9 protein-coding genes, 1 tRNA gene and 1 riboswitch are annotated in these 12718 nt (G+C 69.5%); all 10 genes read right to left on the bottom strand.

Features of this window, described 5'->3' with window-relative positions:
* The 10 genes from FDA38_RS15810 to FDA38_RS15765 all read right to left on the bottom strand — a co-directional run bounded on the left by FDA38_RS15810 (position 1) and on the right by FDA38_RS15765 (position 12678).
* Entirely contained in the window at positions 1-525 is a 525-nt protein-coding gene (locus tag FDA38_RS15810; RefSeq protein WP_233714743.1) for a GNAT family N-acetyltransferase, read from the bottom strand.
* A 17-nt stretch (positions 526-542) separates the two neighbouring features.
* Positions 543-2165: an IucA/IucC family protein gene (locus FDA38_RS15805; protein WP_137254779.1), complete on the bottom strand. Its 1623-nt coding sequence runs from the start codon at positions 2163-2165 to the stop codon at positions 543-545.
* Positions 2162-3649: a pyridoxal phosphate-dependent decarboxylase family protein gene (locus tag FDA38_RS15800; protein WP_137254778.1), complete on the bottom strand. Its 1488-nt coding sequence runs from the start codon at positions 3647-3649 to the stop codon at positions 2162-2164. The genes FDA38_RS15805 and FDA38_RS15800 overlap by 4 nt, the downstream gene beginning before the upstream one ends.
* An 83-nt stretch (positions 3650-3732) precedes the next feature.
* Positions 3733-6027, bottom strand: coding sequence for a hypothetical protein (locus FDA38_RS15795; RefSeq protein ID WP_137254777.1), 2295 nt, complete (start codon positions 6025-6027; stop codon positions 3733-3735).
* A gap of 32 nt (positions 6028-6059) precedes the next feature.
* A tRNA-Tyr gene (locus FDA38_RS15790) sits at positions 6060-6131 on the bottom strand.
* A 14-nt stretch (positions 6132-6145) separates the two neighbouring features.
* A complete protein-coding gene (locus tag FDA38_RS15785; RefSeq protein WP_137254776.1) occupies positions 6146-7444 on the bottom strand; it encodes a serine hydrolase domain-containing protein in 1299 nt (432 codons plus the stop codon).
* Positions 7444-10275: an aminomethyl-transferring glycine dehydrogenase gene (gcvP, locus tag FDA38_RS15780; protein WP_137254775.1), complete on the bottom strand. Its 2832-nt coding sequence runs from the start codon at positions 10273-10275 to the stop codon at positions 7444-7446. The genes FDA38_RS15785 and gcvP overlap by 1 nt, the downstream gene beginning before the upstream one ends.
* A gap of 70 nt (positions 10276-10345) precedes the next feature.
* Positions 10346-10435: riboswitch (glycine riboswitch) on the bottom strand.
* Positions 10436-10450: 15 nt separating this feature from the next.
* The gene (locus FDA38_RS15775) at positions 10451-11344 is read right to left on the bottom strand and encodes a dihydrodipicolinate synthase family protein (RefSeq protein ID WP_137254774.1); all 894 of its coding nucleotides are present in this window, start codon (positions 11342-11344) and stop codon (positions 10451-10453) included.
* A 15-nt stretch (positions 11345-11359) separates the two neighbouring features.
* Positions 11360-11866, bottom strand: coding sequence for a MerR family transcriptional regulator (locus FDA38_RS15770; RefSeq protein WP_233714804.1), 507 nt, complete (start codon positions 11864-11866; stop codon positions 11360-11362).
* 320 nt (positions 11867-12186) lie between these two features.
* Entirely contained in the window at positions 12187-12678 is a 492-nt protein-coding gene (locus FDA38_RS15765) for a bifunctional nuclease family protein (RefSeq protein ID WP_137254773.1), read from the bottom strand.
* Between the last annotated feature and the right edge of the window lie 40 nt (positions 12679-12718).

The raw sequence follows: 12718 nt of genomic DNA, 5'->3' as shown, positions 1-12718 counted from the left end.
TCAATCCTCCACAGTCCGGGCGCGGACCATCAGCACTGCTGTCTTGTCGGGCAGCTGTAGCTCCCCGACCCGATCGAAGCCCGCCGCGACAAATGCGCGCACGGACGGAATGTTCTGTACGTCGGGCTCCGCCACGACCCGCTCGCACGCCGGGTCGGCCACCAGTAGCGCGTCCGCAAGCGCACGTAACAGCCGCCGCCCCACTCCCCGGCCGACCCGCGTCACCTCGCCGATCGCCACGTGCACGCCCCAGTCGTGCTCGCCGCTGGAGTAGTACTCCGCGAGCCGGTCGTGCCGCACGCGATACAGCTCGACGTACCCGAAGTCCTCCGCGTCGACGGCGACCACGCAGGGCACGGAGTGCTCCCCCGCCGACTGCTGCTCGAGCTCCTGGGCCCAGCGTTCGACCGACCAGTCCTGGTGCCACCACTGCCGGATGTGCGGCTGCGCCATCCACAGCGCGATTCGGGCAGCATCGGAAGAGTCGGCCGGTCGCAGGTCGAAGCCGTTGTCCAGGTGGAGCATCGGCCGGATGTCGCACCTCACCGGAGCCGCAGCGGGTTCGGGATGTCGAGGTACACCGACTGGGCGTCCAATGGCGCCACCACTTCGTCGATACCGCGCAGCCGGGTCAGCATGTTCGCCTTGCAGGGCAGGGTCTCCGCCTCGAGCCAGCGCCGCGCCAGCCGGTCCCCAGAGGGTCCGGCAGCCTTCAGCAACGGCAGTGCGAGCGTCAGCCGCTCCCGCACCACCTCAAGGAGCAATCCCTCGTCAGCAACGCCATCCGCTGCCAGACAGCCCACAACGGCCAGCGCCTGGTTGTGTAGCAGGTAGTAGGTCAATCGGTCGTCGACGATCGGGTCATCGACCACCGCCAGCGTCGAACCATGCAGCCCCGTCACCGCCAAGAGACCACGCAGGTACGACGACGCGAGGTAGTACCCCTGATTGTCGCGATAAGCGCCTCCGCGAATACGCCCGGCACCATCCAGCCGCACCAGCGTGTTCTGCTGATGCGCCTCGAGCCCGATACCGGTCTCGGCGTACAGGTGCAGCATCGGCACCAGCACGTTGTCGATGTACGCCGAAACCCAAGCAGCCGGATCGTCCGCAGCAAAATCACTCAAGCGACTCACCCCGCCCGGACGCGGCGCAACGAGCCCCGCCAGACAGGCGTAGCTGTTGACGTCGGCAGGCACCTCCCGGACAGCAACGTCCAGACCGGTCAGCGTCGGTCCACCCTCGTCGAGAGCGACCCACGCCGGATCCCGCACGATCGTGAACCGCGGATGCGCCGTCGCCGTCCCCGCGTTGTACGCCGCGTCCAGCAGCCGGTTGATCTCCAACCCACGCCGCAGCTCCGTCGGCGTCGACTCGCGCCGCGAGTTCGTGATCCGCAGACCGAGCGACAGCTTCAGCATCACCGACCGGTCCGGGTGAAAGACCGTACGCAGCGAAGAGGTCGGGTACCACTCCGCCCCTTGCGGCCCCAGCGCCGTCACCCGGCCGTCCCTGACCAACGAGGCCACCCGCGGCCGCGAGAGCACCGACGCGGCCTGCCACGGATGCGCCGGGATCAGCACCCGTCCCGACGACGGGGTGATACCGGCCAGCGCGCCCATCAGCTGCACAGCGTCCAGTCCCTGCAGCGAGGGCGCGCCGGCCACCTGGTCCGACGACACCAGCTCGGCGTCGGCTTCGAACCAGTGCACTGCGAAGCGGCCGCCGAGCTCCGGCGAGTACGCCGCCAGCTCGGCCCCGCTCAGTCCGTCCCGGCTCTTCGGCGCGGGATGGTTCAGATGCCCGAACAGCAACGCCTGCTCGAACTCCAGGAAGCGCCCAGGCCCACGCTCCCCATCGACCTCGGAGACGAACAGCGAGACGTTCCGCACCGACTCCGCCGTACGTGCCGCCAAGTCGTCGATCTCTGCCGGATCAGCGTCCTCCGACAGCACCCGCACCAGCTCCTCAGGAACAGCCGGTACGCCGTCCACCAGCACGTCGGCGAACTGGTGCAACCCGGTCCGCGAGGCGTGCGCGACCCGGGCAGTCACCGTCGACGAGCCCACGGAGAACGACAACGGACCGACAGCCACCGGCACGGACGATTCACGGGTGTAACACCGCAGGATTGCGTTCAGATGCGCAGCAACCGCAATACTCACGCCGCTCCTTCACCGGTCAGGACGTCGAGGCCGGTGGCCACGACCTGGTCGAGCAGGTCCTCGATGTCCGTCGCGGTGGCGTTCGGGTTCAGCAGCGTCAACTTCAACGCGACCGCTGCCGGGCGGCCGCCGCGGGCCGGCAGCTTGGTCCGGCCGATCAGCACCCGTCCCGACGTCAGCAACCGGCGCCGGACCTCGCCCTGGAGGGCGTCCGCAGCGGATGCCTCCAGCCCCTGCCCGGCGACCCGGAACAACACCGTGGTCAGAGTCACCGGCGCCAGCAACTCAAGGTTGCTGTCGGCAACGACCCGGGCCGCGGCGGCGTGCGCGAGCTCGTGACAGGTGTCGAGCATTGTGCCCAGTCCGGACCGGCCGTATGCCGTCAGCGTGGTGGCAACCTTGACCGCATCCGGACGGCGGGTGGTCTGCAGGCTGCGCCCGAGCAGGCCGTCCAGCCCGGAGTCGATGTCGTCGGCCGGGTTCAGGTAGTCCACCGACCGGTCGAACGCGGAGAACCGGGTCCGGTCGGCCACCAGCAGCACGCTGGTCGCGGCCGGCTGCCAGCCGATCTTGTGCAGGTCCAGCGTGACCGAGTCCGCCAGCGGCAGCTCGGCGAGCAGCGGCGCGAGGCGCTCGGAGAATAGGGCCCCGAACCCGTACGCCGCATCCACGTGCACCCAAGCCCCACGCGAACGCGCCAGCGCGGCGACCTCGGCGATCGGGTCGATCGAGCCGAAGTCCGTCGTACCGGCCGTCGCGACCACCGCGACCGGCGTACGGCCGGGCTTGGCGAGTTCGTCGGCCAGTACGTCGGTGCGCATCCGGAAGGTCTCGTCGGACGGGATCGTGATCGCGGCCGACTCACCGAGCCCGAGGGCGGCGCAGGCTCGCTGGACGGAGAAGTGCGCCAGCTCGGAGCAGAAGACGACCGGCTGGACCAGTCCGCCGAGACCGTTCCGCCGTACGTCGACTCCCGCGGCGGCGCCCGCACTGTCACGGGCGATCAGGACCGCAAGCAGGTTAGAGATCGAGCCACCGGGCGTCAGTACGCCGTCCGCCTCCGGCCCGAAGCCGGCCAGCCCCGCGAGCGCCTTCACGACCCACTGCTCGATCGCGAGCGTTGCCGGACCGGAGTCGTACGTGTCCATCGAGGCGTTCGAGGCCGACGCGAGCGCGTCCGCGTCGACCGCGACCTGCAGCACCGGCGGCTGCAGGTGCGCCGCTGCGTGCGGGTGGCTCAGGTCGATGCCGTTCTCGTCCAGCAGGCCCGCGATCAGATCGAGCGCGGCCGACTCCCCCACGCCGGTCGACGGGATCCGCGGCTCACCGAGCACCTCGGCGGCCCGGCGCAGTACCGCTCCCGGCGAACCGTGCGGCAACGGTCCACGCTCCCGATCCGCCACCGTCGACGCCAGCGGCCAACGGTCGGTGAACGGATCGCGGACGGGTGTTGGCAGCGCGGTCAGACGCGCGGGCTGCGACATCCAGATCTCCCGGGAAGTTGTCGAGTAAGGCAACCCTTACTAAGGCAGGCCTAACTTTTGCCCGCCTCACCGACCGTGTCAACTCAGCCACCCGAAGCGTGAACATCCTCACGAACCGCAGGCGCCAGCCAGTGCGGCCCGGCACTCCATCCGAGCAGCCGGCGCCCGCCGCCAACCGTCCGTCCCGCCGCGTCGAAACGCTCCCCCGCGACCACCTGCTGCAGCCCGGCAACAGCCGGCGCCAACCGCGGCCCCGCCCGCTCGTCCAGCCGCGCCAGAATCTCACCTTGCGAAGCTTGCGAGCAGAAGCTCAGGTAGAAGATCGCCTGCCGCCACGCGTACGCCGTGTTCTTGATGCCCGTCAATGTCAGCGGCTGAGTCTGCCGCTGCACCGCCCAGGCGAAGGCACGATCGGCCAACTCCTGAGCGACCTCCCGCAGCCAGTCGGTCAGCTCCAGCCCGTCGACCAGCACGGCCAGGTTGTGCGTGGTCAGGATCTGGCTCTGCTCCAGCACGGTCCCGTTCTGAGCGACATGCCCGCCACCGCCGTTCGCTGCCTCGCGCGAGCGCTGGCGGCAGACCTCCGCGAAGTCGTCCGCGGTCGCCTTCCCCCAGCGCTTGTACCGACGCTGCTCCACAGCCGGCCAGGACGCCGGCAGGTCGTAGTACCGCGCGTACAGCGTCCCGAACATCACTCGACTCGCGACGGTCGCCGCGCTCCGCCACTTCTCGGTGAACGTCCCCATGAAGATGTCGGCCGCGACCTCCTCCACCAGCGGCAGTTTCAAGTCCGCCTGCGAGGCCAACGCGCCGAACTCCCGGACCAGCGGATTCGGCAGGATCGTCTGTGGGAAGGCCGTGAGTGCCAGAACCGTCGTCTCGCGCAGCGACTGCGCCGCGGCTCGCGTCGCCTGAACACGCCGATCCCGGTACGGCGCCACCGCCGCGATCCACGGCAGTTCGTCGAACCGCACCTGGTGCTCGAGGTTCAGCAGCAACAGGCTCCGCCGACGGCGAAACGCCGCATAGCTCTGCGCGTACGCCGCGGCGAGCGACGGGTCCTCGATGTTCGCGGCGAGCAACTGCGACGTGACCTGCGGCAGCACCCGCGCGAGCACCTCACCCGAGCTGATCACACCGCGATCCACCAATTCGCCGATCGGAGCCTCGAGCGCCCGCGCCGCCTTCGCCAGCAGATGCGCCGGGATGGCTGAGCCAGCCGCCGCGGGAATCTCGTCAGCAGTCACCTCACCGTCGATCGCGTCGAGCGTCGGCAGCCCACCGTCAGCCGGAAACCGGTCCAGCCGGCAGCTCAGCACGTGCGCCAAGGTCGCGTACGTCGGCCGCGCGGCGACCGCGCTCTGCGTCGTACGCAAGGCCGCACGAGCCTCCGACCCGGGCGCGCCGTGGGCCTGGATCGTGTTGGCCAGCGAGCGACGGATCCAGCCGACCTCACGACCTGTCAGGGCCGAGCTGTCGGACGGACACCGTTCGAGCGCCGCCTGCAGGCGGGCGAAGTTGTCCCTCGGTTGCCGATGAACCTCAGCAGCGGCGCGGAACTCGTCCAGCCATTGAGAACGCCGTTCCGCCCAGTCGTCCGGCCAGACCCGGCACGGCCATCCGCCGACGACCGCACCGTCAGCGGTTAGCTCCGGCAGTTCGTCGTCGACCGTGTCGCACCACAGCGCCACCAGGCGGTCGTACAGCGGGTTCCAGACCCGCAGAGTCTCCAGCATGGCAGCGATCTGCGGCCGTACCGTTGCCTGCCGCAACGTACTGCGCACCTCGGACACCGGCTGCAGCCGCACCACCGCGCCGGACGGCGTCGACGACGACGGGCTGAACGTCGGCGTGAACCGGAGCCGGTGCATCAGCGGACGCAGCTCGAACGTCAGGTCCAGCGCCGCGGCGTACTGCCCCCGCTCGAGCAGCCAGGCTACGATCAGCAGCGCCGACTCCTCCGGCACCTCGATCCGGTAGTTCCCGCTCCGCAGGGCCTGCCCAAGTGAGGCGAGCCCTTCGTCGCTGAGGAACCACAGGTTGAGCCGCTCCCGGTCGTTGTCCCCGGGTGCGTCGGACGGCACCCACGCGAGCTCGTCCTCCCGCAGCGGCGCCTCGGCCAGATACCGCCCGGTCGCGAACCCTCCGTGCGCCACCTCGAGCGTGACCCAGGCGGGCGTGTCCGCGACCGGAGTCCGCGATCCGACCGTGAGCCGGCCGGAGGCCATGCCGTCGAGAACGTTGCGCCAGGCATCGACCCGGGCGGCCGCGCGCCGTCGTACCGCGAGATCGTCGGAGGTCAGAGCGCGCTCGAGAGCCTGTTCCAGCCGGGCCATCGCATACCCCGCCGAGGCCGTCGCCCGCTGCTCCTCCGCCATCGGATCCCCGTTCCCTGCCTAGCCGTGCAGAGACATGGAGGCAGGACTCGAACCTGCGCCCTCCCGGTCTACAGCCGGGCGATCTACCCCTGATCTACTCCATGCAATGCGTCACAGCCTAACTGCCGTACGGCGTTCTCGTCAGGACAAATGTGGCGATGTCGAGGTGCGAGATGGCGTCACCGTCACGAACGACGCGCAGTTTTTCGCCTGCCAGGTAGCCGTCCCGGCCCTGGTAGACGTCCGGTCCCAGCGGGGAAAGACGCGTGGTCAGACCACCGCTGAGCTGCAGAATGCCCGCGGAGACGGAGATCGTGAGCGGTGTGTTGCCCCAGTACCAGTGGCCGAGCAGATCGGTGCCTTGGGCAAGCGTCGGCTCGGGCACCCACTCCTGCGCGATCGGCGGTTCGTACGCCGCCAGGATCCGGACCAGGTCAGGCGCCAGCGAGGCAACCCGCCCGTACGTCGCATTACCCAGCGTCACGGCCCCGATCCGGCGTACCCGGTCGACGAACAGACCCGCGAGGAACCCGGGCATCGAGCCGGTGTGACCGATCAGCAGATGCGGATCGTCCGCGATCAGCCGCAGCCCCAGCCCGTACGACGCCGTCAGCCCCTCCCGCGGATCCGACGCGACCGGAGCCGCCATCTCCTCGACCGACTCCCGGCTCAGCACCTCGGGCACCGGATCGATCCAGAACGACGCGTACCGGGCCAGATCCTCGATCGTGCTCCACAGCTGCCCGGCCGGCGCCATCGCACCCGAGTCGTACGCCGGCTCCGGCACGAGCTGCCCGCTGAACGGGTGCACCGAGAACCCCTCGGCCGCGGGCGCCGATGGAAAGTACGTCGTACGCCGCATCTCCAGCGGATCGAGAATGCGCTCCTGCGCCAACTCGATCCACGACGATCCGCGCAACCGCGCCACGATCTCACCGAGCAGGGCGTACCCGAGGTTCGAGTAGTGATGCCGACGATCCGCCGGACCGGCCGCCTGCGACTCGTCCATCGCCGCCGTCAGCTCGTCGAACGAGACCCCCGGATTCCGTTCCCACCAAGGGCCCTCGGGCTCGGCGTTCATCCCGCCGCTGTGCGCGAGCAGATGCCGGATCGTCCGGTCACCGAACGCGATCCCGGGCAGATGCTTGCCCACGGCATCGTTCAGCGACAGCAGCCCGTCGTCGCGGCACTGCAGCACCAGGACCGCCGTCAGCGTCTTGGTGATCGACCCGATCCGGTACTGCACGTCCGGCCCCGGCGCCGCCTCGCCCGCCGACGCGAACCGCCCGCGCGCGCCGGTCCACACCAGCGCACCGTCGCGGAGCACGCCGCCGTTCACCGACGGCAACCTTCCCTCGCTCTGAGCCGCCGCGATCTCGGCGTACAGAGCAGCGGCGGTGTCAGAACGCAAAGACATTACTCGAAGGCCTCCGGTGCCGGGCAGGAGCAGATCAGGTTGCGGTCGCCGTACGCGCCGTCGATGCGGCGGACCGGCGGCCAGTACTTCGAGGCGCGGTCCACCGAGCGCGGGAACGCGGCCTCCTCGCGAGTGTAGGCGTGCTCCCACTTGTCGTTGATCACCGACTCGGCGGTGTGCGGCGCGTTCACCAGCGGGTTGTCCGCGGCCGGCCACTCCCCCGCCGCGACCCGGTCGATCTCGTGCCGGATCGCGATCATCGCGTCGCAGAAGCGGTCCAGCTCGTCGAGGTCCTCGGACTCGGTCGGCTCGACCATCAGCGTGCCCGCGACCGGGAACGACATCGTCGGCGCGTGGAAGCCGTAGTCGATCAGCCGCTTCGCGACGTCGTCGACGCTGATCCCGGTCTCCTTGGTCATCGGCCGCAGATCCAGGATGCACTCGTGCGCGACCAGCCCGTTCTCACCCGTGTACAGCACCGGGAACGCGCCCTCGAGCCGCTTCGCCACGTAGTTCGCGCTCAGTACGGCGGTCTTGGTCGCGGCGGTAAGCCCCTCGGCGCCCATCATCCGGATGTACGCCCACGAGATCGCCAGCACGCCCGCGGACCCGAACGGCGCCGCGCTGATCGGGCCGACACCGGACTCGGGACCGGCCTGGTCCAGCAGCGGGTGGTTCGGCAGGTACGGCGCGAGGTGCGCGGCGACGCCGACCGGGCCGACACCCGGACCGCCGCCACCGTGCGGGATGCAGAACGTCTTGTGCAGGTTCAGGTGGCTGACGTCGCCGCCGAACTCGCCCGGCTTCGCCAGCCCGAGCAGGGCGTTCAGGTTCGCGCCGTCGACGTACACCTGGCCGCCGTGGTCGTGGACGATCTGGCAGACCTCGCGGACGCTCTCCTCGTACACGCCGTGCGTCGACGGGTACGTGATCATGATCGCCGCAAGCTTCGAAGCGTGCTCGGAAGCCTTCGCCCGCAGGTCGTCCAGGTCGATCGTGCCGTCATCGTTGCCCTTGACAACGACAACCTTCATACCGGCCATCACCGCGGAGGCGGCGTTGGTACCGTGCGCCGACGCCGGGATCAGGCAGACGTTGCGGTCCTCGTTGCCCTGGGCCCGGTGGTATCCGCGGATCGCAAGCAGACCGGCGAGCTCACCCTGCGAGCCGGCGTTCGGCTGGATCGACACCTTCGCGTAACCGGTGACCTCGGCGAGCCAGCGCTCGAGCTGACCGATCAGCTTCACGTACCCGGCCGCGTCCTCGATCGGCGCGAACGGGTGCACGTCGGCGAACTCCGGCCAGGTGACCGGCTCCATCTCCGTCGTCGCGTTCAGCTTCATCGTGCAGGAGCCGAGCGGGATCATCCCGCGGTCCAGCGCGTAGTCCTTGTCGGACAGCTTGCGCAGGTACCGCAGCATCGCCGTCTCGGAGCGGTGCGTGTTGAACACCGGGTGCGTCAGGTACTCCGTCGTCCGCGGTACGGCGATCGCCGCGGCGCCCAACGTGTCGTCGTACTGCACGCCGAAGGACTGGCAGACGCGGGTGAGCGTGGCGACGTCGGTCTTCTCGTCGCAGGAGATGCCGACGTGGTCCGCGTCGACGAGCCGCAGCCAGATCCCGTTCTGCCGGGCGGCGTCGACCACGTCCGCGGCCTGACCCGGTACGCGGGCGAGGACGGTGTCGAAGAAGTCGTCGTGCACGACCTCGACCCCGCCGGCCCGCAGCGAGGCGGCCAGCTTGCCGGCGTAGTTGTGCACACGCTCCGCGATCGCCTTCAGACCGTCCGGCCCGTGGTAGACGGCGTACATCGAAGCGACGACGGCCAGCAGGACCTGCGCCGTACAGATGTTGGAGGTGGCCTTCTCGCGGCGGATGTGCTGCTCACGGGTCTGCAGCGCCAGCCGGTACGCCGGGGCGCCGTCCGCGTCGACCGATACGCCGACGAGGCGACCGGGCAACGACCGCTCGAGGCCGGAGCGCACGGACATGAAGCCGGCGTGCGGGCCGCCGTAGAACAGTGGTACGCCGAAGCGCTGCGAGGAGCCGATGACGATGTCAGCGCCGGCCTCCCCCGGTGCGTCGAGCAACGTCAGCGCGAGCAGGTCGGAGGCCACGGCAACCAACGTGTCGCGCTCGTGGGCCGCCTCGATCAGCGGCTTGAGGTCGCGGACGGCGCCGTTGGAGCCCGGGTACTGCACCAGGAGACCGAAGAAGTCGCCCTCGGGCAGGCCCTCGGCGGTGTCGGCGACGACGACCTCGATGCCGAGCGCCTCGGCCCGGGTCTGCACGACGGCGACGGTCTGGGCGAAGCAGTCGGCGTCGACCAGGAAGCGGTCGGACTTGCTCTTCTTGTTCGAGCGGTGGGCCAGCGTCATCGCCTCGGCGGCCGCCGTGCCCTCGTCGAGCAGCGACGCGTTCGCGGTCGGCAGGCCGGTCAGGTCGGAGACGACGGTCTGGAAGTTCAGCAGCGCCTCGAGCCGGCCCTGGGAGATCTCCGGCTGGTACGGCGTGTAGGCGGTGTACCAGGCCGGGTTCTCGACCAGCCGTCGCACGATCACGGACGGCGTGAAGGTGCCGTAGTACCCCTGGCCGATCATCGAGGTGGCTACGTTGTTGCGGGCCGCGAGCTGCCGGAGCTCGGTCAGCGCGTCGACCTCGGACGCCGGCTCAGGCAGCCGGAGCGGCTCGGCCGAGCGGATCGAGTCCGGTACGGCGGCATCGACGAGCGCGTCGACATCGGCGTACCCGAGCAGTTCCACCATGCGTGCGACCTCGTCGGGGCGTGGCCCGATGTGGCGGTCGGCGAAGATTGCGGAGAGTTCGGTCATCAGAGGCTCCGTTGCTGACAATGCTTCCGGTCGCCTCCCCCTCTGTCACACGAACGTGCTTCAGAGTCGCCTGAGGCACTCGGTCCATGGGCCTGAGAGGTTCCGGGGAGGAATTGCCCCTTCGGCGCCCGATGACACGGGTCTCTCCCGAGTGCTGTTCACGGCTGAGTCGAGGCTACCAGGAATCCTGGAACAGTTCGGGCAGCAGTCGCCGGGCGGCGGGCTTCGCGCCCTCGACCTGTTCCGCGGTCGCCGACTGCATCGGCCAGCGGACCCGGGTGCCGACGTCGGCCCAGTCCCCGACCGCGGCCAGGAACTTGTCCAGCGCCGGGTTCGACAGGCCGATCTTCTGCAGCGGCGCGACGTGGCCTGCGAAGAACTCCGCGATCCGCCGCTCGACGTCCAGATCATGGGCGGTCCGTACGGCGCCGTCGGGCGAGAGCGCGGCGACGTTCGAGTAGCTCCCGTGCGCACCGAGTAACGACATACTCGCCAGAAAGTGCCCGGGCACGAAGATCGCCAGCCCGGACTTGGACGCCTCGTCGAACCAGGCTTTGTCACCGCCCGCGGTCTTCAGCCCGATCAGAGTCGGCACTGCCTCGGCCAGCTCACGCAACTGCTGGGGTCCGACAGCGGTCTTCGCGTGCGGCGGGTTGTAGAAGACCAGCGGCACATCCCCCGCCACCTCGGCCACCCGCCGGAAGAAGCTCAGCAGCTCACCGTCGTTGAGCGGCAGCCAGTCCGGGGCGATCACCTGGATCGCTCCAGGCGCCAGCTTCGCCGCCCGTTCGACGCGGGACAGCTGCACCTGGGCCGACGGATGACTCGCCCCGATCTGGAACGGTTTACCTGCCGCCGCAAGGACAGCGTTGACCTGGTCGAACTCGTCCTCGGTCAGCGTCTGGAACTCGCCCGCCGTGCCGTGGGCATACAGGCCGTCGACCGCGCTCGTGCTCAGTGCTTCTGCTTGAGACTCCAGCCGAGTGAAGTCGATCGAGTCGTCGGCGTTCAGCGGCAGCAACAACGTCGCCCACACACCACGGAGCGAGTCGGCAGTGAGTGGGCGCACGAAGGTAAAGCTATGTCAGCCCGTCATCCGGGCGCGACGGCGGGCTGCCAGCTCATCGCCGGCGTGGCCGTCGGAGTCGCCTTCGTCGTGGCCGTCGGCACGCTCCGTGGGCAGCTCGGACAGCGAACCCTCGACCTCGCGCCAGACGCCGCCGAGCGCGATACCGAACACGCCCTGGCCGCCGGCCAGCAGGTCGATCACCTCGTCGGGCGAGGAGCACATGTACACCGACGCGCCGTCGCTCATCAGCGTGATCTGGGTCAGGTCGTCGAAGCCGCGCTTGCTCAGGTGCGCGATCGCGGTCCGGATCTGCTGCAGCGAGATGCCGGCGTCGAGCAGCCGCTTGATCACCTTCAGCAACAGAACGTCACGGAAGCCGTACAACCGCTGCGTCCCGGAGCCGGTCGCCGGGCGCACCGACGGGGAAACCAGACCCGTGCGCGCCCAGTAGTCGAGCTGACGGTAGGTGATCCCGGCCGCGGCGCAGGCCGTCGGGCCGCGGAATCCGACATCCTCCGGCATCGGTCGCAGGTCGTCGTCGAACAGCAGACCCTGGACGCCGGCGGTGGCCGTAGCAGCTGCCACAGCCTCGGCGTGCGCGTCGGACGTCGACTGCGCCGTCAGATCCGTGTCGCCGGTGCGTGTCACGCCTGAGCCTCCCTGGATACCGACTGGAACGAGCCATCTCCGTGGAGTGACAGCACCCCACGACTCCTTCACGGTAAGCCGCCGCCCCAACCGGGTCAACGACAACCGCACCGAGCCGGGAGCGTGTCGCGACCGCCGTACGAATCGTTACCAAGCCGATCTTGTACCACCCGGGGCCAAACCGACGGGTGGGGCTAACTCTTGTCGAAGTCCTCAGGGGTCACCTGGTCGAGGAACTCCCGGAACCGCTCGACCTCCTCTTCCTCCACCACTTCGTCGTCTTCCGTCTCACTCTCCGGGACCGGGATGCCGGCCTCGGCCAGGATCTCCTCGGCGCAGAACACCGGGGTGCCGGTACGCAGCGCGAGCGCGATCGAGTCCGACGGCCGGGCGGAGATCTCGGTCTTGTCGTCGAAGACCAGGATCGCCTCGAACACGCCGTCGTTCAGGTTCACGATCCGGACCTGGCTGAGCGTGTGCCCGAGCACCCGGATGGTCTCGGCGAACAGATCGTGGGTCAGCGGCCGGGGCGGCTCCATGCCCTGCTGGGCGAACGCGATCGCACTGGCCTCGGCGGCCCCGATCCAGATCGGCAGGTACCGCTCTCCGCCGACCTCTTTCAGCAGCACGATCGGCTGACTCGAGGGCATCTCAACCCGGACTCCGACCACGTCGACTTCGCGCACCCCTTCAGCCTACTCCGCAGGGAAGCCCCTAGGTGCCCGG

The sequence above is a fragment of the Kribbella jiaozuonensis genome (genome assembly GCF_005233875.1).
GTDB classification, from domain to species: Bacteria; Actinomycetota; Actinomycetes; order Propionibacteriales; family Kribbellaceae; genus Kribbella; species Kribbella jiaozuonensis.
This window is presented reverse-complemented; position numbering and strand designations above follow the sequence as displayed.